This is a genomic window from Luteibacter sp. 621, from assembly GCF_050435445.1.
In the GTDB taxonomy this organism is placed as follows: Bacteria; Pseudomonadota; Gammaproteobacteria; order Xanthomonadales; family Rhodanobacteraceae; genus Luteibacter.
In genome coordinates this window covers 66,456-88,743 of sequence record NZ_JBNDKI010000018.1, presented here as the reverse complement: position 1 = coordinate 88,743, position 22,288 = coordinate 66,456, and the positions used below count along the sequence as shown (strand labels likewise).

Here is a 22,288-nt window from a genome sequence, read left to right as displayed (position 1 = left end):
ATCGCGCGGCAGCGCGCTCCTACAGGGTCAGCTGGCGGGTTTGGCGTCAGGCCGGCGGATTTGGCATCGGCGCAGCGGGTTCGGCATCAGCCCGCAGGGTGTCATCGTGGGGGCCGGCTTCGTTTAACAAGCGCGCGAGTCGCTCGAGGCTGTGTTTCAGGCGTAAGCGTTCGCGAATGCCGCCAAGCGAAACGCGGATCGCTTCCGTCGCCGGTGGTTCGGCTGCGAAGGCCTGCGATGGCGTAACCGCCAGGCCTTCCACGCGTGCCGCCATGGCCAACGCCTGTGCAGTCCACTGTGCGGGCAGCGGCAGCCACAGGTGGATGCCTTCGCCTGGCACCGTGGGATCAAGCAGTAACGTATTGACCGCCATGCGCCGGCGTTCGCTGGCTTCTGCACGCACGCCATCGACGATGCGCGCCGCGGTGCCATCATGGATCCATTGCGTGGCCAACGAGGTCATCACCGGCGTGGACATAAGCACCAGGGCGCTCAGGCTGGAGAGGAAGCGTGCGCGCGCATCGCGGTCCGGTGTCACAACGTACGCCGTGCGCAGGCCGGGTGTAAGCGCCTTTGAAAGCGTGGAAATGTAATACGTGCGGTCGGGCACGCGCGCGGCGAGTGGCGCGGGCGCTTGCGTGGCCAAGGGCCAGTACGGATCGTCCTCGATGAAGACCAGGCCATGCCGGCTGGCCACGCCCGCCAGCGCGTCACGCCGCGCGGCACCCATCGTGGTTGCCGTGGGGTTGCGCAAGGTCGGGTTGAGGTACGCGATACGTACGCCTTGCGCGATGGCTTCTTCAAGGGCCTCAGGCAGCATGCCTTCGGCATCGGCCTGCAACGGCAGCACGCGGCGGCCGAGCTGGTGAGCTGCGCTCAATACGCCCGGATAGATCAATGGTTCACAGGCGATGGGTTCGCCGGGGCCGGTTAGCGTGAGCAGTAACGCCGAGAGCGCCACCTGGGCGCCGGGTGAGATCACGATACGCTCCGGGTCAACCTTGCCCAGCGGCCGGGTGAGCCACGCCGCGCCCGCCTGCCGATCGGCCAGCGTGCCGCCGCCGGGGTGGTAGCTCATCAAGGCATGGGTTTCAACGTGGGTGAGTACCTGTTCGAAGCCATGCCGCAGCAGTTCGCCCAGGTCCACGCCGAGCGGTGGTGGCGGCAGGTTCATACCCAGGTCGAGCAACTCAGATGTATCGAACCGCGGTGCCGAAACGAACGAGCCCAAGGCGCCGCGCGCGTGCAGCAGGTTACGCCCGCGCGCCTCGGCATAGGCGCGGGTTACGGTCGTGAGATCGATGCCCAGTGCCCTCGCCAGTTCGCGCTGGGGCGGCAAGCGGTCGCCGGGGCGCAGCCGGCCGTCGGCGATGGCGTTCTCCATGAACCGCACGATCTGCAGGTAGCGCGGACCCGGTTCGTCCAGCGCGGCGCGCCAGTCAGCCTCTTGTAGGGACATCGTTCGCGGCACCTTGCGCCGTGGCGCGATCGATCGCGTGTGCCAGGTTATCCCGGTCGAAGGGTTTGCCCAGGCGCTGCATGCCCGGGAAATCTTCCATCGCCATGTCGGCATAGCCGGTGGCGAGCACGATGGGCAGGCCGGGCCGCGCGGCCATGGCGGCCAGTGCCACATCGCCGCCGGTGAGCTGGGGCATGGCGTAATCGGTGAGCAGCAGGTCGAAGCGCTCCTCGCCGCGCAACAGTTCGATGGCGCGCTGGCCAGATGAGGCCGCGATGACGACATGGCCCATGTCTTCCAGCAAGGCCTTGAGCGTTGAAAGCACCAGCACGTCGTCATCCACGGCGAGTACGCGCAGGGCCTCGACGGGTGCCCTGGCTGGCGCGGGGGTGGGGGCGGCCGGCGCGGCCGGTTTTGCGGCTTCGCTCGCGGTCACGATGGGCAGCCAGATATCGGCCCGCGTGCCCACACCGACCTGGCTGCGCAGCACCAGGCGGCCACGCGACTGCGCCGCGAGGCCGTGCACCATCGACAGGCCCAGCCCCGTCCCCTTGCCGACACCCTTGGTGGTGAAGAACGGATCCGTGGCCCGCGCCAGCGTACGTTCGTCCATGCCCGGGCCCTGGTCGATGACCGACAGCCGCACATAAGTGCCTGGGGCGAGGCCCGGAACATCGCCGTGCGGCGCCTCGCTCATGTCCGCTTCGATCGAGATGCGGCCACCCTCGTCGCCGTAGGCATCGCGTGCGTTGACGACCAGGTTGAGCAGGGCCAGTTCCAACTGGTGCGGGTCGACCATGACCCGATCCAGCCGGAAGGCAAAGCGCGTGGCCAGCTGGAAGCGAGAGCCGAGCGCGCCATCGATCAGCTCGGACATGCCGTAAACCAGCTCCACCACATCGATGGCCTGCGGCCGTAGCTCCTGTTTCCGGGCAAATGCCAGCATGCGTTGCGAGAGGTTCTTGCCGCGATTTACCCCCGCCTGCGCCGCGCCAATGAGGTTCTGCACGCGCTCGTCGGTGGGCAGGTAGCGGCCGAGCAGATCGAGTGAACTCTGGATGGCCATGAGCAGGTTGTTGAAGTCGTGCGCCATGCCGCCGGTGAGCTGGCCGATGGCTTCCATCTTCTGCGACTGGAACAGCGCCTCGCGCGCTTCTTCCAGCTGCTGCGCCGCCAGGCGCTGTTCCGTGACGTCGCGGGTGACCTTGGCAAAGCCGAGCAGCTTGCCCTCGTCATCGAGGATCCGGTCGATGATCACGTGGGCCCAGAACTGCGTGCCGTCCTTGCGTACCCGCCAGCCCTCGGCCTCCACGCGCCCGTCGGTGGCGGCGCGGCGCAGGTTGGTCTCCGGCTCGTGGGTGGCCTGGTCGTGCTCGGTATAGAACTGGCTGTAGTGGTGGCCAATGATCTCGGCCGGTGCATAGCCCTTGATGCGCTGCGCACCGGAGTTCCAGCTTGCCACCAGGCCCTCGGGGCTGATCATGTAAATGGCGTAGTCGGCCACGCCATCCACCAGCAGGCGGAATTGCGTGTCGCTCTGGCCCAGCGGCATGCCGCCGCCCGTGCCCTTGAGTTGTCCCTCGACCATGCGCCCCACCCCTATCGACACCGCGCAGCATGGACCGGACGCAAGCCGTTCGCCAGCCCCCGCGACCGTGCTGGCCTCACGCCGTTACAACGCGGCATATCGGATCGTTGACGCCTCGTCCACAGAGGGTGCTGCCATGACCGACCACGTGTACAAGACCGTCGAACTCACGGGCTCCTCGCCCGACGGTACCGACGCCGCCGTTCGTTGCGCGATCGAGCGCGCCTCCAAGACCATTCGCGATATCCGCTGGTTCAAAGTGACGGAAACCCGCGGCTACGTCGAAGACGGCAAGGTGGCCCACTGGCAGGTCACGCTGAAGGTGGGGTTCACCCTCGAAGAGTGAGCGTGGCCCCGGGGTTATCCCGGTGTTCCGCTCTCGACCAGCTTGCGCACCGCCTCGGTGGTTTCGGCCGTGCTCGGGTTATAGATCATCAAGGTGAGGTCTGGCCGGCCTTCCACGGCGAACGTCGAGAACTCCAGTTCGATCGGCCCCAGCATTGGGTGATGCAAGCGCTTCAACCCATCGCCGTGGCTGGCGATGTCGTTGTTGCGCCAGAGCGCTTCGAACTCCGGGCTGGTGCGTGAGAGCTCCTCGACCAATTGGGTGATTTCCGCGGTGGCGCCAGCACGCGCGGCATCGGCGCGGAAAGCGGCCACGACGAACTGTGCCACGCGCAGCCAGTCCTCCTGGGCCGCGCGCACACGCTGGTCGGAGAACATCAGGCGCAGGATGTTCCGCTTCTCGCGTGGCAGTTTCGAATAGTCGGTGAGCAGGGCGGCTGCGGCGCGGTTCCATGCCACCACCTCCCACGTCGCGGTGCGCAGGATCGCCGGGCTGGTGGGCATGGCATCGAGCACGCGCTGCAGGCGTGGGGTGATGCCTTCCGGTTCCCTGTAGCGGGGTTCCGGGGGGTGGCCCAGCGCCAGGATGAACATGTGCTCCCGCTCGGGCTCGGTGAGCATCAGGCCGGTGGCCAGGCGGTTGAGCACATCGGCCGACGGCGCGCCGCCGCGGCCCTGTTCCAGCCAAGTGTACCACGTGGGGCTGATGTTCGCGCGTTGGGCCACTTCCTCGCGGCGCAGGCCCGGGGTGCGCCGGCGGCCGGGAACAAAGCCAAACGTCGCCGGGTCCAGGCGGGCGCGCCTGTCGCGCAGGAAGGTGCCGAGGTGGTTGCCGAAGTCGAGGGGCATGGTGAGGCAGGTGGTTCCTATACCATGATAACGCCACTACTTTAACATGGAAGAACGGGCCGCCAGACTGGGTACCAGCCACCCACTGGAGACAACCCATGCGTATCTTCCTCACCGGCGCCACCGGCTTCATCGGCTCCCGCATCGTTCCGCAGCTGCTCGCCGCCGGGCACCAGGTGCTGGGCATGACCCGTTCGGACAGCGGCGCGGCGTGGTTGCGCGAAAACGGCGCCGAGGCACACCGCGCCACCCTCGAAGATGTAGACAGCATCCGTGCTGGCGCGGCCAACGCCGAGGCCGTGATCCATACGGCGTTCGACCATGATTTCTCCAACTTTGTAGCCAACTGCGAGAAGGACCGCCGGGTGATCGCGGCCCTCGGTTCGGTGCTGAAGGGCTCGAACCGCCCGCTGCTCATCACCTCCGGCACCGGGCTTGGCCAGGCCAACCACGGGGAACTCGCGCGGGAGGATGTTGTGAACTTCGCTCATCCCAATCCGCGCGTCGCCTCCGAACAGGAAGGCCAGGCGCAGCTCGATGCCGGCGTGAATGTCTCGGTGGTCCGCCTGCCGCAGGTGCATGACACAAAGAAGCAGGGCCTGATCACGCCGTTTATCGAGATTTCGCGCGAGAAGGGTCTGGTCGGTTACCTGGGCGATGGCAGCAACCGCTGGCCCGCGGCGCATGTCGATGATGTGGCGTTGCTCTACCGGCTTGCGGTGGAGCGTGCCGAGGCCGGCGCGCGCTACAACGCCGTCGCCGAAGAAGGTGTGGCGGTGCGCGAGATCGCCGATGTGCTCGGTGCCGGGCTGAACCTGCCGGTGAAATCACTCACGCCGGAAGAGGCGCAGGCGCATTTCGGCTGGCTCGGCATGTTCGCCGGCCTGGACCTCAGTGCATCGAGCCAGCTCACCCGCGAGCGCCTGGGCTGGAACCCGGTCGGACCGTCGCTGCTGGAAGATCTGCGCCATATGGATTACGCGGCCGTGGCTGCCTGACGGAGCGTCCCTGTCACTTTTGGCGAATGGCCCGGGGCACTTTCCTGGCGTAGGTTATCGCGACCACGCCAGGAGGGGTTCCGATGGTACGTGCACTAGTAAGCGCCAGCGTCATCGTGTGCCTTGCCAGCGTGGCGAGCGCGACAAGCCCCCCAACCACGCAGGACCCATCCGCCGTCGTTACCTCGCGGCCATGCGACTTTGGCAACGCCCCCCCGGCGCCGGGCCCGGCGTGTTTGCTCGCGCGCAACGATATCGGCGCGCTGTCGAATCAGCCGGTCTACTGGCACATCGAAACCTTCCCCGACGAAGGCAGCGCGCTCATGGCGAAGGATGCGGCCGGCACCGTCGTCAGTGATTTCGGGAAGGTCTGGCTGTTCACTATCGCGGGCAAAGCCTGGCACGCGAAGGGGGGAACGCATGTCGCGACGATCGGGCCGCTGCCAGTGGACAAAGCGGACGCGTTCACCGCCGAGTACGTGCACTCCTTCTTTACCCCCGGGACGACGGCACCGATTCACAAGCATTCGGGGCCCGAGGGCTTCTATGCGATCGAGGGTGACACGTGCCTCGAAATGCCTGGCGGCGCGCACACCGGCTACGGCCAGGGCAATACCGCTGTGATGAACGGTGGCGAGCCGATGCTGCTAATGGCGATCGGCACGACACCGCGCAAGGCGTTCGCGCTCGTGCTGCATGATTCGACGCTGCCTGCGACGACACGCGTTTCCACGTGGAAGCCTGCCGGGTTGTGTGCGGCAAAGCTGGCTGGAAACTAGACCGGTTCAAGCGTTGCCTACCGCCCGGCCCCGGCCCCGGCCTTCACGCGCCGCTGCTCCATCCAGTCGTACAGCACCGGCAGCAACACCAGCGTGAGCAGGGTCGAGGTGATCAGGCCGCCCACCACTACCGTCGCCAGTGGTCGTTGTGTTTCCGCACCCACGCCCGTGGAGAGCAGCATCGGCACCAGGCCAAGAATCGCCACGCTCGCGGTCATAAGCACGGGACGCAGGCGCAGCGCCGTGCCGCGTAGCACGGCATCACGCACGGTGAGCCCCGCGTGCTGCTGTTCATTGAGGAAGCTCACCAGCACGATGCCGTTGAGCATGGCCACGCCAAATACCGCAATAAAGCCGATGGCCGAGGGGACGGAGAGGTACTGTCCCGTGATGAACAGGCCGACGATCCCGCCGATGGTGGCGAACGGTACGTTGGCGAGGATCAGCGCCGCATAGCGCACCGAGTTGAACGCGGTATAGAGGAGGATAAAGATCAGGAAGATCGTCGCCGGGACAATGATCGCCAACCGGGCCAGCGCCCGTTGCTGGTTCTCGAAGGCGCCGCTCCACTCGGTGTAATAGCCTGGGGGAAGCTTCACCTCGCGTGCGATCGCGGCGTTCGCCTCCTGCACGAAACCATCGATGTCGCGTCCGCGCACATCCATCTGCACCACGGCGTAGCGTTGCAGCTGCTCCCGGCGGATGAAGGAATACCCTTCCGCTGTCGTGACGCTCGCCACCTGGCTCAACTGCACCAGCGCGCCGGAAGGCGTGCGGATGGGGATTCGCTCGATAGCCTGGATGTTTGCCTTGCTGGCATCATCAAGGCGTACGGCGATAGCAAAGCGTTTGACACCATCGAGCAGGGTACCGACCGGTTCACCTCCGATACCGTTGCGGACCACGGTAAGTACGTCATCCGCATTGAGCCCATAGCGGGCTAGCGCATCGCGATCGACATCGATACGCACCTGTGGCTTGCCAATGTTGGCTTCGACGGCGAGGTCAGCCACGCCTGGGACGCGGCCCAGCGTGGCCTTTAGCTGTGCGCCAAGCCGGTCCAGTTCGCCGAGGTCGTTACCGTAGACCTTGAGCGCCAGCGTCGCCCGGACACCGGAAATCAGTTCCTCAATGCGCATCTGGATCGGCTGGGTATAGCTGACCACGGCCGTCGGCAGAAGCTCGGTGAGCTCGGCTTGCATGGCCTCCTCCAGCGATTCCAGCGTCTCACCATCCCGCCACTGGTCCTTCGGCTTCAGCGGTGTGTACACCTCCATGTAGTTCACGTCGGCCGTCTCGCCTTTTTCGGCGCGGCCGATCATCGCCAGCGTCGTATCCACCTCCGGGAACTTCGCCTTGATCCGTTCGGCCACGCGCCGCGACACGTCGATCGATTCCTCCAGCGACGCCGAAGGAATGGACGTGATTCGCCACATGATGGCGCCCTCGCGCAGGTTGGGCATGAACTCCTTACCCAGGAACGGGAACAGGGCGAGCGCACCAACCAGTGACGCCGCGGCAACGATAACGACCGCCCGACGACGCGCGAGCGCGTAGCTCAGTACCCGTGCGTAGCCGCGCTTGAGGTAAGCCACCAGGCGCGTGTCCTTCTCCTCTTTCGGCTTGAGCACCATGGCCGCGAGGACGGGTACCAAGGTAAGCGAGAGCAGCAGGGAGCCGCCCATGGCGAAGGCGATGTTGAATGCCATCGGCTTGAACATCTTGCCTTCGAGCCCTTGCAGGCCGAATAGCGGAAGGAACACGACGATGATGATCAGGATCGCGAAGGCCACGGGGTTGGCCACTTCGCGGGCGGCGGCCAGGACGGCGGCCGTCTTGTCGACGGTCTCGCCGTGCGCGCGCTTCTCCGCCATGAGCCGGAAGGCGTTTTCCACCACCACGACGGCGCCATCCACCATCATGCCAATGCCAATGGCCAGCCCCGCCAATGACATGAGATTGGCCGAGAGGCCCACCTTCTCCATGCCAATGAAGGCAATCAGCATGGCCAGGGGTAGGGTGATGACCACGACCAGCGCGCTGCGCAGCTCGCCGAGGAACAGGAACAGCACCAGCGCGACGAGCACCGAGCCCTCGATCAATGCGCGCACTGCCGTACCGACGGCGGCGTTCACGAGGTCGGTACGCTCGTACACCGGCTTGACCACGGCGCCCTCGGGCAAGGCCTGCTTCACCGTATCCAGCCGTGCCTTCACCGCATCCACGACACTGCGTGCGTTCTCGCCAATGCGCGCCAGCGCCTGGCCCATCACCACTTCCTTGCCATCGCGGGTGACCGCGCCTGTGCGGGGGGCGCCCGCTTCGGTCACGGTAGCCACATCGCGCACATATACAGGAGTGCCGTCCTCGGTTTTCAGCACGATGTTGCCAATGTCGGCGGCGTTCTTTACAAGGCCCAGGCCGCGAACCAGGTATTGTTCGCGGCCCACGTCGATGAAGTTGCCACCGACCTGGGCGTTGTTGGTTTCCAGCGCCTGCAGTACATCCTTGAAGCCCAGTTCGTGGGCGATCAGGCGTAACGGATCCACGCGTACCTGGTACTGCCTTTCCTGGCCGCCCCACGAGGTGACGTCGTCCACGCCGGGCGCCGTGCGCAGGATCAAACGCACGGTCCAGTCCTGCAGGGTGCGCAGGTCCATGTCCGAAGGGCTGTCCTTCAATGCCTTGTCGCCGCGCTCCACGGTGTACCAGAACACCTGGCCGAGGCCCGAGGTATTCGGGCCCATCTCGGGTTTGCCGTAGCCCGCGGGCAGGCGCTCGCCCACCTGTTGCAGGCGTTCGTTCACCAGTTGCCGGGCGAAGTAGATATCCATGCTGTCGTCGAAATAGACCGAGACGTACGACAGGCCAAACAGACTGACCGAGCGAATTTCCTGCACCTTCGGCAGGCCGCCGAGCGCCGATTCTACTGGTGTGGTCAGGAGTTGTTCCACATCCTCCGCTGCCAGGCCCGGGGCTTCGGTGTATACGTTCACCTGCACCGGCGTGACATCCGGGAAGGCATCGATCGGCAGCGTACGCGCGGCCTGGTAGCCGAACGCCGCCACTGCGGCAAAGGCGATCAGCACCAGTACCTTGTACTTGAGCGAGAGTTCAACGAGGCGCGCGAGCATCAGTCCTCTCCCAGCTGCGAGCGCAGTAGCCGTGCCTTCAAGGCGAAGGCGCCCTTGCTGACGTAGGGCGTGCCTTCGGCGAGGCCGCGCTTGATCTCGGTCCAGCCATCGCGTGTTTCGCCGACATCGACCGATACCGGTTCGAACTGGCCGGTCTGCTTGCCGCTCACGAACACGGTGGCCTGGTTCTGCAGAAGCACTACGGCCTCGGCGGGTACCGCCAGCTGGCGCGACTGGCCCTCGACAGCGATGCGGCACTCAACCAGTTCACCCTGGTGCAGCAGGTCACCTTCGTTCGGGACCTGGATGCGCACGTTCACCGTGCGGGTCTTCTCGTCGGTCTGATGAGAGCGCTGGATAACCGTGCCCTTCAGATCCTTGCCGTGGGCGGTGATGGTGGCCGCTGCGCCCGTGCGCACCTGCTCGGCGAGCCCAGGGGCCATGCGCGCTTCCACCCACACGGAGGACTCGGCGACAAGCGTGAACAACGTGCGGCCCGGCTCGATGCGCTCGCCCAGCATGAAATCATCCGTGGTGATGCGGCCGGCCTGCGGTGCGAGCAGTTCGAAGCTGCCATCGGCTGCGCCGGAGCCCCGCCGCGTGAGCTGGCTTATCTGCCCATCCGACAGGCCGTAGGCCTTCAGCTTCGCGCGGGCCTGGTCACGCTGCACCAGCGCCTCGTTGTAGCGCCGCGCGGACACCGCTTGCGGCCCTAGTGACGACACGCGCGCCCAATCCTGGCTCGCCACGATGAGCTGCCCCTGCGTCTCGGCGACGTCAACGCTGGAGAGGACGACCAGCGGCTGGCCTGCCTTAACGACATCACCGAGCTTCGCTTTGCGGGCGACGACTTGCGAAGGCACGCGTGGCGACACCAGTGCCGTGGCGTAGGCATCCGCACGCACTTCACCCGGTGCACGCACTTGGTCAGCCAGCGTGCGCAGGCTCGCGATGCTCAGCGTGATGCCTTCGGCCTTGACGGTTTTCGCGTCGAGGACCAGCGGATTGGCTGGTTCGGCGAACGCTGCCGGCGCGGCGCTGAGCAGCGCCAGGTAGAAGAGGGTACGCATCATGGGGAAGTGTCCTGGTAGGTGCCGTCGATCCATGCGGGCAGGCGGCCCGCGGCGGCGAGGTAGTCGAACCACGCCTGCCAGGCCTGGCTCTGCAGGGCGACGCCGGAAACGGCGGTATCGAGGCTCTGCTTCAGTTGCAGCAGATAATCCGAGGTGGTGATCTCGCCGGCCTGCCACAGCTTCACGAGCAGGCGCGCGCGTTCGTCGAAGGCGCTTGCGCGGCCCTGGCGGAACGATTCGCTTGCCGTGCGCACGGCGGTGTAAGTCGTCTGCGCGCGTGCAAGCTGTGCTTGCGCGCGAAGCATGGCGCCGCGTGCCGAGGCGTACGTCGCATCCGCTTCGGCGCGTGCGGCGCTTACGCCGTACCGCCCCGCATCGAGAATCGGCAACGGCATGGAAACGCTCACGCCGATGACACGATCCGTTCGTGGGCCGCTGCGTACCTGGCCGCCGGTGAGGCTGAGGGTGGGATCCGGTCGACGTGCGCGATCGGCCACCGTCACGGCGGCATCGGCACGCTCCTGTTCGGCGCGGGCGAGCAACAGCTCCGGTCGTTCGGTGGCAGGCAACGGGGTAACGCTGGCCGCCACCGGGGGGAGCGTTGATATGAATACCGGAACGTCATCGCCGTGCGTGGCGCCGGTGACCGCCAGCGCGGCCTGTGCATCCGATTCCTGTGTTTCCAGCGTCGCCTGCTGGGCCTGTGCCTCGCCCAGGGCGAGCGCGGCGAGATCACGTTCCGGGCTGCTGATATCGCCGGCTTTCAGGCGCTGTGCCGCGAGCGCATCGAACGTGCGCATGAGCTCAAGGCGGCGCCGCCCCAACGCGACTTGCTCGCGCGCCAGCGTGAGGCCGGTCCAGCCTTTCAGCCAATCGAGCGCGACATCGCGGCGGGCCAGGTCGTTCTCGGCCTCACGTGCGCGCACATCGGCATGGCTCTCGGCGACTCGGGCCTTACGCTTGCCCGTGACATCCAGTGCCAGGCTGGCACCGGCGGTGCGACGGTCGACATCGGCGTTCTCGCCTTCCAGTTGCAGCGCGGGGTTGTAGAAGGGCTGCGCGGCGGCATTCGCCCGCTCGCGCGCGGCACGCAGGCTGGCGTCAGCGGCCTGGACCTGGGGGTTATCGCGCCAAAGCGCTTCCACCGCGGCTTTTAGGGGCGGCGGTGAGGGGCTCGCGGCGACGGACGCCACGAGGAATACGCACACCGCGCCGAGCGGCGCTGCACGCATGGGGAACATGGGCTTTCTCCTGAAGCACGGAAGATCCGCACCACGACCGAAGGGTCATGGCGCGCCAGTTCACGTGTTCAGGCGATAGGGGGGCGCAACGGCGAAGGACTGACGCGCGGCGAGGGTGATACCGGCGGATGCGCCGTGACTGTCGGCGGAATGACGAGCGATGCGACGAACGGCGCCGTGGCCGGCAACGTGGCCGCGTGGGCGCAGGCGCAGTGACAGCCACCGACTTCGCCGAGCAGGCAGTCTTCATCGCCCGTGGCGCTGCTGGCGTGCGTAGCGTCGGCTTGTGCGGCGACGGCCTGCGACGTAGCCAGCGCGACCACCTTGGGGCCATCGAGGACGCACACCGTCGCCGCGGCGACCTTGATCATGATCGCTGCCAGCACGAGCAACCACGCCCCCTTATGGGAGCGCAGGCGCTGGAACAGGCTGGCGGTGCGAGCATGCATGGGCCACAGGATAAGCAGCCTCCTGCGTGTTAGACAATCACGCACCACCAGCCGGCGATCAGAACGGCAGCTTGCCGATCGATGCACCACCATCGACGAACAACGTCTGGCCGGTCATGAAGGACGCCTCGTCGCCCAGCAGGAACGCGATCGTTGCGGCGATCTCCTCCGGCTTGCCGAAGCGATTCATCGGCACCGAGGCCAGGTAACGCTTCTCGCCCTCGCTGCCCGGCGGGTTGTTCTCACGGAACAGCACGGTCTCGGTGGGGCCCGGTGCCACCGCATTGACGGTAATGCCGGTGCGCGCCAGTTCCAGGCCCCACGAGCGGGTGAAGCTGACCATCGCGCTCTTCGCGGCGGCGTACGCGGTACGTTCCACCATGCCAAGGATAGTGAGGCTGGAGATATTGATGATGCGGCCCCAGCCACGCTCGCGCATGCCCGGCAACAGTGCCTGCACCGCCTGGACGGTGGGGTGCAGGTTCACGCGCAATGTCAGGTCCAGCTCGTCCAGATCCACCTCGCCGATTCGCTGCGGCCGGACAAGCGCGACGTTGTTTACGACGCCATCAAAGTCATAACGCGCCACCAGCGCTTTCAGACCGGCATCGGTCGCCTCGCGATCGGAAAGGTCGATGGCGACCAGCTCGCCCGGAAACGTCGGATCGTCCGCATTGCGCGCAACACCCACGACCCGGTGGCCCTGTGCGGCCAGCATGTCGGAAAGCGCGCGGCCAATGCCCTTGCTGGCGCCAGTAATAAGAAATGTACGGGTTTTCATGGTTCACCTTCTGGTCTTCAACTCCACCCACGGCCCCGAACGTGGTCACGCGCCAGAAGGAATACAACCGAAGGGATCGAACAACTCTTTCAGGAATTTCGAACGTCTTTCAATCGCGAGCATGCGGGGGGCGCCGGCGAACGTGCTTGGGCTCCACCTACACGCTCGCGGGGCGATCTCTGACAGACGCTTGGTTGTTTGCATGTTGGAATCGACTGATACCTCATGGAGTACAGACGAATGTTGATTGGGTGTGCGGTGATAGAGCCGATTTGTCTGGCAGAGTTGCGCGCTATGGTCGAGTGTGGCGTCGTCGCATCCGCGATCCTTCTCCCGCAGACGGGGCGCTTTACTGTTCATGTGCGTGCTGGGCAGTACGAGTATGTCCTTGCGAGCAGGGGCGGCCGTATATGGCAATTTGCCACGTCCGCCAACGCCGTGGACGTGCTTGGTCGAATCGGACTTGTTCCGCAATCAATTGACATGTCTGGGTATCACAGTGACGAAGAATCTTCGCCATGTGCTGCGGCGAACGGGTATCAATCTTCTCAAATCGAGGCATCATTCGACCATGGCGCGTGGGTACGTGCTGAGATAAGCGAAACCCTCCGCCAGGTTGACGCAGGCACCATGACGATGGTTCCTCACGAGGAGGCTTGGGCGCGCTTACGAAAAGAGGCTGAGGTTCTGATGGCAGAGCGCGACAGCCGTCGTCACAGGCGAACGCGTCGCCGTTGTTCTTCGAGTGTTTCCTACCGCCCGGATTAAGAGATCCAGATGCGTGAAGGAGGCCGCTTAGTCGCTTGCCTCGTGAGCGGCATCTCCGATCCCCATCTTCTCCATGGTCAATACCTCATCAGCGCGACCCCAACCGCCGTCGGCGACTTCGTCGATCAGCACCATGCTGAAAGGTCGCACGCCTTCGCCGAAGTACTCGACGAACAGGGCCGTGGTGCGGTGGATGATCTCTTCTTTCTGGGCGTGGTTAAGCACGCCCTGGGGCATTTTGAAGTTGGCAAAAGGCATGGTGTGGGTCCCGTAAGGTAGGAGGCCTATGCTTGCGCATCCTTCCTGACACATAATCCCCCCGACGTGGACAACATCGTTCCTCCGCGTGGAACAAGCGGGTACTTCAAGACTTTGTCAGGGAGGGCACATGCGCCTGGGGCGGACCGCAGTCTTTTCGTTAGTGGCGTTCCTCGTAACGCTCTTGCCCGATATCCTCCTGGGCTTTCTCATGGGCCGGCATGTCTATGACCTCGCTGCCCGGGCCGATGCCGCAGCGGTGATCTTTCGCCTGTGCGTGGCGGTGGGCACGGTAATAAACCTCGTCGTGGTCTACCTAGTGTTCCTTCGCTCGCTCGCGGAGCGCCTCTGGGAACACGCTCTGGCCGTCTGCCTCGTGGTGGTGATAGGACACGCGGTGCTGAACGCTTCTTTCGCACCATCGGGGTATGACGTGATCGCGTGGCCGTCCGTGGCGAAGGGCGTAGCGTCTGCCGTACTGGGCGTCGTCCTGACCATGGCTGCGCGCAGGAAGGGTGCCGGCCTTCAGGACCGGCGCCCTTCCTGATTCATCAGAACACCACCTGCGCCCGCATCGATACGGTATTCCCCGCATCCGGCCCCTGGAAGCTGCCCACCTTGTTAGCGGTGTTCCAGTGCACCCAGTTCATCATCAGGCGCGACCAGTCGTTGAGGTACCAGTTGACGCCCAGGGTGTAGCTCTTGCCCTTGCCGCCGCGTGGGGCATCGGCATAGTCGTAGTGATCGACGCGGCCGGCCAGTTCGAAGGCGCCCCAACCGCCGGAGGTCACCGGGTTGGTCACCTTCACCGCCTTCCAGCTGCCCGAGGTGCTCGAGAAGCCGGGTGCTTCGCCGGTAATCATCCAGCCCGCGGCAAATGACGAACCATGCCGGCTCACCGAGTCCGCCGTGCTGGAATCGATGGTGCGCTTGCCGTACTCGTTCATCATCCAGAAGTTGCGGTACACGCCGCCGAGCTCAAAGCCCTTGCCGTGGTCTTGCGTGGGGTTAGCGATGGAGCTGGCCGAGACAGCGAGGTTGTCGTTGTAGTCGGCAGCGATGGCCGGCGTGTTATTGATACTGGTGACGCCATCGCTGATTTTCTCGTAGTAGTACCAGGCACCCATGTGGATGAAGCCATCCGCGCCCTTCAGCGGGTTCCAGTGCGCACGGGTGAGGTAGGTGGTGCTGTCGGTGTTCGTGCCTGAAGTGGAACTGTTCGGCGCGTTGCCATTCACCGAAAGGCTGACGTGCCAGCCGTCGCCGTACATGCGCATCTGGCCACCCATACCGAAGTAACTCACCACTGGCTGGCCCACTGCCGTCGCGGCGTTGCGTAGCATGAACGGCACGCGCGCGGATTCGGATGAGCCTTCCGTGCCAAGGTCCTTGAGGAAGTTACCGAGGTAGAACTTCGTGCGGTTGCCGAACACCTGCGTGGTGTAGGTCAGGTACGTCTGGCGCAGCGCCACTTCGTTATCGGCGAAGTCCGCCTCGATGTGGTAACCGAGTGCGCCGATCGTGCCCTCGCCACCCAGGCGTGCGCTGGTGATCTGCGAACCGGTGATGTTGCGTGTTTCGTAGCCTGACCCGGACGTGCGGCTGATATCGAACAGCAGGCGGCCATCGGGCTTGAAGGTGAAGAAGCCATCGTCGCTACGGAACATGGGGCCCGCTTCGCCACCGCGGCCCCAACGCGCGCCGGAGCCACCGCCCGCCTTACCCGTACCGCGGGCCATGGCCACGGCCATCTCGCTTTCGCGGGTGTCGGCAATGGCGTTGTCCACCTGGGCCTGGCGGCGGGCGGTTTCATCAGTGGCTGGAGCGATGGGGGACGAAGCGCTCGCGGCCGCCGTACCAGGGGCAGCGTTGGGGTTGGCGGCTGCCGTAGCCACCGTATTTCCACGTGCACCTTCCACCGCGGCAAGGCGCTGCTTCAGCTCGTTGATCTCGGCCGACTGCGCCTTGATGAGCTTTAACAACTCGGCGTTGGTCACTTCGTGTGCCGCGAAGGCGGGCGTGCAGGCACCGGCGAACAACACCGCAGCCAGCGCCGGGTAAAGGCGGGACTTGATCATCATGTTGGCGTTCCCTGCGTTTAGTTGTCGTCGACACCGCCGGCATCGTCGGACGATGCGGCTGGGGAGGCCGGCGTCGCGGCCGGTGTGGCGAACGGGCCGGCATCCACGGCGCTGAAGAAGCCAGCGCGCCGCGCCCAGGCAGCAAACAGGCGTGGCCATGCGGATGGCGCACTGCCCGGATCGCCCAGCCCCCAACCATGGCCGCCCTTGTCGAACACGTGCAGCTCGCTATCCACGCTGTTGCGGCGGAGCGCATCGAACATCACCAGGCTGTTGCCGATGCTGGCGATGGGGTCATCCGCGGCCTGCGCCAGGAACGTGGGCGGTGTGTCGTGCGTAACATGCAGTTCTACCGAGTACGCTTGCACCGCATCGCTCTGCGACGAGAGCTCGCGGAACGAACGCGTGGTGTCGTACGGCTTCTGCAACGACACGACCGGGTAAATGAGGCCGGCGAAGTCCGGGCGTGCCGAGAGCGTGTCGCTGGCATCCACGGCGGGGTAGAACGCATCGGCGAAGCGCGTCTCGGCGATACCTGCCAGGTTGCCACCCGCCGAGAAGCCGATGACACCCACGCGCTTCGGATCGATACCCAGTTCCTGCGCATGCGCACGAACCAGGCGCACGGCACGCTGCGCATCCTGGAAGGGCGCTGCTGCCGGCCAGCGATCGGCGGGCAGACGGTAGTAGAGAACCACCGGCGTGACGCCAAGTGCGGCAAGCCAGCGTGCGGTCGGCATGACCTCATGGCCGATACCGATGCGGAAGTAACCACCGCCACCGATGAGCAGCACCGCCGCGCCATTCGGGCTGGCCGGCTTATACACCTCGATGCGCGGGCGGCTGATGTTCGATACCGCACCCACCCCCGTGCCGGTCTGGCCGATGCGCTCGGGGCCGCTGGGGCCACCACCGCCGGGTGGCGTGCCGGGCCACAGGTCGTACGTAATGGGCTTGCCGGCCGGCGGCGCGGCCTGGGCTACCGTGGCACTGGTGCTGGCCAGTGCCACGGCGGCCGCGAGCAACGCGGTGCGAAGTAACGTCATGGTTATTCCCCCTGGGTAGCGATGATCGAAGGCGTGCCGCTCTCCCCGGCACGATTGGACAGGGCCTGGTTCAGCGCCTCGCGATCGAGCGCACCCTCCCAGCGGGCCACCACGATGGTGGCCACGGCATTGCCCACGAAATTGGTCAGCGAGCGGCATTCGCTCATGAAGCGATCGACGCCAAGGATCAGCGCCATGCCCGCGACGGGCAGCGATGGAACCACCGACAACGTCGCGGCCAGCGTGACGAAGCCCGCGCCGGTGACGCCGGCGGCGCCCTTGGAGCTCACCATGGCCACCAGCAGCAGCGCGACCTGCTCGCCAAGCGTGAGCGGCGTATTGGTGGCCTGCGCGATGAACAGCGCGGCCAGGGTCATGTAGATGTTCGTGCCATCCAGATTGAACGAGTACCCGGTGGGCACGACCAGGCCGACGACGGACTTGTCGCAACCGGCGCGTTCCATCTTTTCCATCAGCGAGGGCAACGCCGCCTCGGACGATGACGTGCCAAGCACCAGCAGCAGCTCGGCCTTCAGGTAGCGCAGCAGCTGGAAGATGGAGAAACCGGTGATCCGCGCCACGGTGCCGAGGATCACGATGACGAACAGCAGCGCCGTGACGTAGAACGTCGCTACCAGGTACATCAGGTTCGACAGCGAGCCGATGCCGTAACGGCCGATGGTGAAAGCGATGGCGCCGAACGCGCCGATCGGTGCGGCCTTCATCAACAGATGCACCAGCTTGAACACGGGTGCCGTCAGTGCCTCGAAGAACGCGATGACTGGCTTCGAGCGTTCACCCGCCAGGGTCAGCGAGATACCGAACAGCACGGCGAACAGCAGCACCTGCAGGATATTGCCCGAGGTGAAGGCGCCGAACACGGTATCCGGGATGATATCGAGCAGGAAATGCGTGAGCGTCATGTCGTGCGCCTTGGAGGCGTACGTGGCGATCTCCTTGGTGGAGAGCGTCGACGCATCGATGTTCAGCCCCGCGCCCGGCTGGACCACGTTGGCTACCACCATGCCGACGATCAACGCCAGCGTAGAGAACACCAGGAAATACACCATCGCCTTCAGCACCACGCGGCCTACCGCATTCAGGTGCGGCATGCCGGCGATGCCCGTGACCACGGTCAGGAAGATCACCGGGGCGATCACCATCTTCACCAGCTTGATGAAGGCATCGCCGAGCGGCTTCATCTGCTCGGCGAACGCGGGCCAGAAGTGGCCGAGGATGGCACCCAGCGCAATGGCCACCAGGACCTGCACGTAGGTCTGGCGGTAGAAGGGCACCGGGGTGGCGGGGGAGGTGGTCTGCACAAGCATGGCGTACGGCGGCTTACAGCGAGGGGTGTGGCTTTGTAGCCCGCCGGGCGCCGGAGCCCCATAGCACATTCCGGCTAGGTGCCCGCCGGCTGTGCGACGATCACCCCCACGAATATGGCCAGAACCCGCTCCCCACGCGCCCTGTGGCTCCTGCTTCTCCTGCTGCTGGTAGCGGGCAGCGCGGCGCTGGGCGGGTGGATGGCATGGCGCCGGGCACTGGGCGCTATCGGCGATGAGGCTGGCGAACGGCTGAGCCTGCACGCCCTGGCGGTGCAACGCCTGATCGACCGCTACCGGGTGCTTCCTCGTGTATTGGCACTGGATCCCGAGCTGAAGGCAGCGCTTGAAGGTGCGCCTGGCGCGGCGGATACCGCCGCGCTAAACGCCAAGCTGGATCGCGCAAACGATGCCGTGCGCGCTTCCACGCTCACCTTGCTGGACCGCCATGGCAAAGCCCTCGCGGCCAACAACTGGAACACCCCCGAAAGCAACGTCGGCCTGGATTACGCGTTCCGGCCGTACTTCCGCGATGCCATGCGCGATGGCTTCGCCACGTTCTACGCGCTGGGCGTCTCCACCAATGTACCGGGCTACTTCATCGCGCAGGCCGTGGAGGATGGGGCTGGGCAGCGTATCGGCGTCGTCGTGCTGAAGATTTCGCTGGATGCGCTGCAGGAAGACTGGGTGCCGGGCGGTGACCTGGTGTTTCTTTCCGACGCGCACAACGTCGTGTTCCTGGCCAACCGCCCTGAATGGGTCTATCGGGTGTTGTTCCCGCTTTCCCCGGCGGATGCCGCCGCCATCGCGGCCACGCGCCAGTACGGGACGCGCCCGCTGCAACCCATGGTGTGGAAAGTGCTGGAACCGCAAGGCGCCGAAACCCTGCGCGTACGCATGACGTCACCCGCATTGGCCCACGACACCATGTGGCGCTCGCTGGCCATGCCACGCCAGGCCTGGACCCTGCACCTGCTCGCCGACACCCGGCCGGCGGTCGCCGCCGCGCGCAACGCGGTGTTTGGCGTGCTGGCGGGTTGGTTGCCCGTGCTGCTGCTGGGCATGTTCATGCAGCAGCGCGTGCGCCTGGCACGCCTGCGCCAGCGCAGCCGTGACGAGCTCGAACGAATGGTGGCGCATCACGCCTCCGCACTGCGTTCGGCCCAGGACAGCGTGGTTGCTGCGGCTAACGAAGCAGCGCAAGGCGGGCACGGCAATCTGGAGCATCTGCCGCAGGGTGTCAGCGTGGTGGATGCCGGGTTGCGCCTCGTGGCGTGGAACTCCCGGTACCAGCAGATCTTCGGCTTCCCGGATGAATACATGCAGGTGGGCCGGCCCATCGAGGACATGTTCCGCTTCAATGCGCGCAAAGGACTGCTGGGGCCGGGCGATACGGATGAAGCGATCGAGCGCCGCCTGCAATACCTGCGTGCGGGCAGCCCGCATATGTACGAGCGCGAACGACCGGATGGCACGACGCTGGAAATCCGTGGCAACCCGCTCCCGGGTGGCGGCTTCGTCACCAGCTATGCGGATATCACGGCGTACAAGGCCACCGCACGCGAGCTGCGCGGCCTCGCTTCGTCGCTGGAGCGGCGCGTGGAAGAACGCACGCGTGACCTTATCGCTGCGAAGGCGGAAGCGGACAAAGCCAACCGCTCGCGGACGCGGTTCGTCGCTGCCGCCGTGCACGATCTGCTCCAGCCATTGAACGCGGCACGCATGTTCGTGGGCAGCCTGGCCGGGGGCAAGCTCGACAAGGAAGGGCATGATCTGGTCGAGCAGGTGCGGAGTGCGCTCGATACACAGGACGAGTTGCTGGCCAGCCTGCTCGATATCTCGCGGCTGGAAGGCGGTGCCGTGGCACCCCGCTTTGCCAGCGTGCCACTGGATCCGCTATTGCGTGATCTTGCGCGTCAATCGGCCGTGCTTGCTTCAACGCGTGGCCTCGTGCTGCACCACGTCGGTACCTGCCTCACCGTCCGCAGCGACCCGCTGCTTCTGCGTCGCGTGCTGCAAAACTTCCTGAGCAACGCCATTCATTACACACCGCGCGGCCGCGTGCTCGTGGGTGTACGGCGGCTCGCGGGGCATGCCCGTATCGAAGTGTGGGATACCGGCGTCGGCATTCCCGAAGCGAAGACACGCGCCATCTTCGATGAATTCCTGCGCCTGGATAACGGCGTGGATCGCGACCGCCGCAGCGCGGGCCTGGGCCTTTCCATCGTCGATCGTATCGCGCGTTTGCTTGGCGCGACGGTTGCGGTTCGCTCATGGGAAGGGCGGGGCAGCGTGTTCTCAATCACGCTACCACTGGGCGAAGCAGGTGCCGAGCTGGCGTCACCCGCGGCACCGGCAGACGACGAGTCGCCCTTCGCTGGCAAACGCGTACTCGTCATCGACAACGACCCGCTGACGCGCCGCCAGGCGATGGACCTGCTGCTGGGCTGGGGCTGCGACGTGACCGGCGTCGGCAGCGAGCGCGGCGCCCTGCGTTACGCGGAAACCGATGAGGCGCCGGCGCTGATCCTGATGGACGACCCGCTGGATGGCCGCGATGGCGACGCCCTGCGGGCGGGCCTTGCTTCGCGGTGGGGTCAATTACCGCCTACGGTGCTCATGGCCGCCGCGCCACGCCAGGCCGATATCGAGCGCGCAACCGCCCAAGGCCTGCGTTATCTGGTGAAGCCTCTCGCTCCGGCCCGCGTCCGTGCGGTGTTGACTCGCCTACTTATGGTTCACAACTAGCGGCCATGCCCAGCAGTTGGTTCAAAAGAACGAAAACAACATGCCTATCGCGGCAAACGCAACGAAAGCCCATGTCCAGAAAAGCTGCCATCCCCAGGCAAACCTCGTCACGCCGTTTGAAGGGTGGGCTGCCTGTCGCGCCGTGCGTTTTGTAAGGAGGTAAGCGTAGACGGCGATGATCGCGGTGCTGCCGGCCCAGGCCAGGGGGGGCCCAACGAACGGTCACGTGCACCAGAAAGCACCACAGGAAGACCGCGGCCATGGTCAACAGGCGGCCCTGTATCCCGTATTCCCAGCGAAGTTCTTTGGCATCCGGGGGCGCATTAGCCGCGATTTCCTCGCGGCGCGCAGCGATGGCATCCAGGACCTCGGGCGAGTCGCCGCGTGCGATCAACTCATCACGGAGCGCGGCCTCGGCCCAGTCCGTCCGGTCTTCAGAGCCCCACATGGCGCGAAGAACGTCGGTATCGGTTTCGGCGAACCGTCGCCGAACGCCCGCGACCAAATCGGCTTCATTTGTCATCGATTCATCCCCCCCATATCCCTTGGTGGGGCGATGGTATCAGCAGCGGGCTAGCCCGGGTGCGAGCCCTCGACACCCTCGTCGAGGTCGAGTGATTTCACCAGCACGGCCGCCTGCGTACGCGAGCGGCACTCCAGCTTCGATAGCACCGCGGTCACGTGGATCTTCACCGTGTTCTCAGCCAGGCCCAGCTCGCTGGCGATCTGTTTGTTGAGCAGGCCTTCGGCCAGCAGCATCAATACACGGAATTGCTGTGGGGTGAGGCTGGCCAGCCGCGCAGCCAGCTTCGCATCGTCGTCACTGCGCTCGGCTCGCGCGCCAATAAACGCGGTACCGCCGGCCATCACGGTTTCGACTGCCTCACGCAGGATCTCGGACGGTGCCGACTTCGAAACAAACCCTGCCGCGCCAAACTGCTGCGCACGGCGCACATTGCGCGGGTGATCGTTGGAGGACACCACAAGAACGGGAATATCCGGATGCTCGCCACGCAGCCATAGGAGTGAGGAAAAGCCCATCGCACCCGGCATGGTGAGGTCCAGGAGGACAAGATCCACGGATTCGCCACGGGCAAGCACGGCTTCCATCGCACTGTGGCTACCCGCCTCCAGCGCGCGCCCATCGACAAGCAATGCCGATAGTGCGTGGAGCAAGGCCCCACGGAACATGGGGTGGTCGTCGGCGATCAGGAGCGTCAGGGGCATGAACACATTGTAGCGCTCGGAGCATACCGTCCGGTGCCGCGGAACCGGCGGTCTGTCGACGTCATTGGCGTCACGCGGTACGTACCCAGCAAGCGCTCTTAGGCGAACGGTGCTCGATATACTCACCCGCACTAATCGA

The 22,288-nt window shown here is 65.5% G+C and carries 19 protein-coding genes; 5 read left to right on the top strand and 14 right to left on the bottom strand.

Features of this window, described 5'->3' with window-relative positions; all coding sequences use genetic code 11:
- Positions 1-46: 46 nt before the first annotated feature.
- The gene (locus ABIE56_RS17445; RefSeq protein WP_429245065.1) at positions 47-1,459 is read right to left on the bottom strand and encodes a PLP-dependent aminotransferase family protein; all 1,413 of its coding nucleotides are present in this window, start codon (positions 1,457-1,459) and stop codon (positions 47-49) included.
- Complete coding sequence (locus tag ABIE56_RS17440; RefSeq protein WP_429245064.1) at positions 1,440-3,047, bottom strand: PAS domain S-box protein; 1,608 nt, start codon at positions 3,045-3,047, stop codon at positions 1,440-1,442. Before ABIE56_RS17440 ends, ABIE56_RS17445 begins: the two co-directional genes overlap by 20 nt.
- A gap of 136 nt (positions 3,048-3,183) precedes the next feature.
- Here ABIE56_RS17440 and ABIE56_RS17435 point away from each other — a divergent pair, with 136 nt between their 5' ends.
- Positions 3,184-3,393: a dodecin gene (locus ABIE56_RS17435; protein ID WP_429245063.1), complete on the top strand. Its 210-nt coding sequence runs from the start codon at positions 3,184-3,186 to the stop codon at positions 3,391-3,393.
- Between the two features lie 14 nt (positions 3,394-3,407).
- Here the strand turns inward: ABIE56_RS17435 and ABIE56_RS17430 are convergent, their stop codons facing one another.
- On the bottom strand, positions 3,408-4,241 hold the full coding sequence (locus ABIE56_RS17430; protein WP_429245062.1) for a helix-turn-helix transcriptional regulator: 834 nt from the start codon (positions 4,239-4,241) through the stop codon (positions 3,408-3,410).
- A 98-nt stretch (positions 4,242-4,339) separates the two neighbouring features.
- On the opposite strand from ABIE56_RS17430, the gene ABIE56_RS17425 reads away from it, so the two are divergent.
- Both ABIE56_RS17425 and ABIE56_RS17420 read left to right on the top strand, forming a co-directional pair.
- Positions 4,340-5,239: an SDR family oxidoreductase gene (locus ABIE56_RS17425; RefSeq protein ID WP_429245061.1), complete on the top strand. Its 900-nt coding sequence runs from the start codon at positions 4,340-4,342 to the stop codon at positions 5,237-5,239.
- 236 nt (positions 5,240-5,475) lie between these two features.
- On the top strand, positions 5,476-6,018 hold the full coding sequence (locus ABIE56_RS17420) for a hypothetical protein (protein WP_429245060.1): 543 nt from the start codon (positions 5,476-5,478) through the stop codon (positions 6,016-6,018).
- Between the two features lie 17 nt (positions 6,019-6,035).
- Here the strand turns inward: ABIE56_RS17420 and ABIE56_RS17415 are convergent, their stop codons facing one another.
- From ABIE56_RS17415 to ABIE56_RS17390, 6 genes are all read right to left on the bottom strand, one after another.
- Positions 6,036-9,152: an efflux RND transporter permease subunit gene (locus ABIE56_RS17415; protein ID WP_429245059.1), complete on the bottom strand. Its 3,117-nt coding sequence runs from the start codon at positions 9,150-9,152 to the stop codon at positions 6,036-6,038.
- Positions 9,152-10,225 (bottom strand): efflux RND transporter periplasmic adaptor subunit, encoded by a 1,074-nt coding sequence (locus tag ABIE56_RS17410; protein WP_429245058.1) that lies wholly within the window; start codon positions 10,223-10,225, stop codon positions 9,152-9,154. Before ABIE56_RS17410 ends, ABIE56_RS17415 begins: the two co-directional genes overlap by 1 nt.
- Positions 10,222-11,466 carry a TolC family protein gene (locus tag ABIE56_RS17405; RefSeq protein WP_429245057.1) on the bottom strand — a complete coding sequence of 415 codons (1,245 nt, stop codon included), beginning with the start codon at positions 11,464-11,466 and terminating at the stop codon, positions 10,222-10,224. Before ABIE56_RS17405 ends, ABIE56_RS17410 begins: the two co-directional genes overlap by 4 nt.
- Positions 11,467-11,534: 68 nt before the next feature.
- Positions 11,535-11,915 carry a hypothetical protein gene (locus ABIE56_RS17400; RefSeq protein WP_429245056.1) on the bottom strand — a complete coding sequence of 127 codons (381 nt, stop codon included), beginning with the start codon at positions 11,913-11,915 and terminating at the stop codon, positions 11,535-11,537.
- Positions 11,916-11,973: 58 nt separating this feature from the next.
- Entirely contained in the window at positions 11,974-12,696 is a 723-nt protein-coding gene (locus ABIE56_RS17395) for an SDR family oxidoreductase (protein ID WP_429245055.1), read from the bottom strand.
- A 795-nt stretch (positions 12,697-13,491) separates the two neighbouring features.
- On the bottom strand, positions 13,492-13,722 hold the full coding sequence (locus ABIE56_RS17390; protein ID WP_429245054.1) for a tautomerase family protein: 231 nt from the start codon (positions 13,720-13,722) through the stop codon (positions 13,492-13,494).
- A 184-nt stretch (positions 13,723-13,906) separates the two neighbouring features.
- Between ABIE56_RS17390 and ABIE56_RS17385 the strand changes: the two genes are divergently transcribed.
- Positions 13,907-14,269 (top strand): hypothetical protein, encoded by a 363-nt coding sequence (locus ABIE56_RS17385; protein ID WP_429245053.1) that lies wholly within the window; start codon positions 13,907-13,909, stop codon positions 14,267-14,269.
- A 4-nt stretch (positions 14,270-14,273) separates the two neighbouring features.
- Here the strand turns inward: ABIE56_RS17385 and ABIE56_RS17380 are convergent, their stop codons facing one another.
- Genes ABIE56_RS17380 through ABIE56_RS17370 form a run of 3 tightly spaced genes read right to left on the bottom strand, consistent with a single transcriptional unit; the run spans position 14,274 to position 18,177 of the window.
- Complete coding sequence (locus ABIE56_RS17380; RefSeq protein WP_429245052.1) at positions 14,274-15,803, bottom strand: OprO/OprP family phosphate-selective porin; 1,530 nt, start codon at positions 15,801-15,803, stop codon at positions 14,274-14,276.
- A gap of 17 nt (positions 15,804-15,820) precedes the next feature.
- Entirely contained in the window at positions 15,821-16,849 is a 1,029-nt protein-coding gene (locus ABIE56_RS17375) for an alpha/beta hydrolase (RefSeq protein ID WP_429245051.1), read from the bottom strand.
- A 2-nt stretch (positions 16,850-16,851) separates the two neighbouring features.
- Positions 16,852-18,177 (bottom strand): dicarboxylate/amino acid:cation symporter, encoded by a 1,326-nt coding sequence (locus ABIE56_RS17370; protein WP_429245050.1) that lies wholly within the window; start codon positions 18,175-18,177, stop codon positions 16,852-16,854.
- A gap of 114 nt (positions 18,178-18,291) precedes the next feature.
- On the opposite strand from ABIE56_RS17370, the gene ABIE56_RS17365 reads away from it, so the two are divergent.
- Complete coding sequence (locus tag ABIE56_RS17365; protein WP_429245049.1) at positions 18,292-20,922, top strand: hybrid sensor histidine kinase/response regulator; 2,631 nt, start codon at positions 18,292-18,294, stop codon at positions 20,920-20,922.
- Here ABIE56_RS17365 and ABIE56_RS17360 read toward each other — a convergent pair.
- Together ABIE56_RS17360 and ABIE56_RS17355 are read right to left on the bottom strand one after the other, a co-directional pair.
- Entirely contained in the window at positions 20,906-21,445 is a 540-nt protein-coding gene (locus tag ABIE56_RS17360; protein WP_429245048.1) for a hypothetical protein, read from the bottom strand. The two genes, ABIE56_RS17365 and ABIE56_RS17360, sit on opposite strands and share 17 nt — an antisense overlap.
- A 50-nt stretch (positions 21,446-21,495) precedes the next feature.
- Positions 21,496-22,149, bottom strand: a complete 654-nt coding sequence (locus ABIE56_RS17355) for a LuxR C-terminal-related transcriptional regulator (protein WP_429245047.1) — start codon at positions 22,147-22,149, stop codon at positions 21,496-21,498.
- Between the last annotated feature and the right edge of the window lie 139 nt (positions 22,150-22,288).

Coding starts and splice junctions, on each gene's coding strand:
- ABIE56_RS17440 (WP_429245064.1), bottom strand. CDS start 3,047: ATGGTCGAGGGACAACTCAAGGGCACGGGCGGCGGCATGCCGCTGGGC.
- ABIE56_RS17395 (WP_429245055.1), bottom strand. CDS start 12,696: ATGAAAACCCGTACATTTCTTATTACTGGCGCCAGCAAGGGCATTGGC.
- ABIE56_RS17410 (WP_429245058.1), bottom strand. CDS start 10,225: ATGATGCGTACCCTCTTCTACCTGGCGCTGCTCAGCGCCGCGCCGGCA.
- ABIE56_RS17380 (WP_429245052.1), bottom strand. CDS start 15,803: ATGATGATCAAGTCCCGCCTTTACCCGGCGCTGGCTGCGGTGTTGTTC.
- ABIE56_RS17400 (WP_429245056.1), bottom strand. CDS start 11,915: ATGCATGCTCGCACCGCCAGCCTGTTCCAGCGCCTGCGCTCCCATAAG.
- ABIE56_RS17390 (WP_429245054.1), bottom strand. CDS start 13,722: ATGCCTTTTGCCAACTTCAAAATGCCCCAGGGCGTGCTTAACCACGCC.
- ABIE56_RS17370 (WP_429245050.1), bottom strand. CDS start 18,177: ATGCTTGTGCAGACCACCTCCCCCGCCACCCCGGTGCCCTTCTACCGC.
- ABIE56_RS17355 (WP_429245047.1), bottom strand. CDS start 22,149: ATGCCCCTGACGCTCCTGATCGCCGACGACCACCCCATGTTCCGTGGG.
- ABIE56_RS17430 (WP_429245062.1), bottom strand. CDS start 4,241: ATGCCCCTCGACTTCGGCAACCACCTCGGCACCTTCCTGCGCGACAGG.
- ABIE56_RS17435 (WP_429245063.1), top strand. CDS start 3,184: ATGACCGACCACGTGTACAAGACCGTCGAACTCACGGGCTCCTCGCCC.
- ABIE56_RS17405 (WP_429245057.1), bottom strand. CDS start 11,466: ATGTTCCCCATGCGTGCAGCGCCGCTCGGCGCGGTGTGCGTATTCCTC.
- ABIE56_RS17365 (WP_429245049.1), top strand. CDS start 18,292: ATGGCCAGAACCCGCTCCCCACGCGCCCTGTGGCTCCTGCTTCTCCTG.
- ABIE56_RS17360 (WP_429245048.1), bottom strand. CDS start 21,445: ATGACAAATGAAGCCGATTTGGTCGCGGGCGTTCGGCGACGGTTCGCC.
- ABIE56_RS17445 (WP_429245065.1), bottom strand. CDS start 1,459: ATGTCCCTACAAGAGGCTGACTGGCGCGCCGCGCTGGACGAACCGGGT.
- ABIE56_RS17425 (WP_429245061.1), top strand. CDS start 4,340: ATGCGTATCTTCCTCACCGGCGCCACCGGCTTCATCGGCTCCCGCATC.
- ABIE56_RS17415 (WP_429245059.1), bottom strand. CDS start 9,152: ATGCTCGCGCGCCTCGTTGAACTCTCGCTCAAGTACAAGGTACTGGTG.
- ABIE56_RS17375 (WP_429245051.1), bottom strand. CDS start 16,849: ATGACGTTACTTCGCACCGCGTTGCTCGCGGCCGCCGTGGCACTGGCC.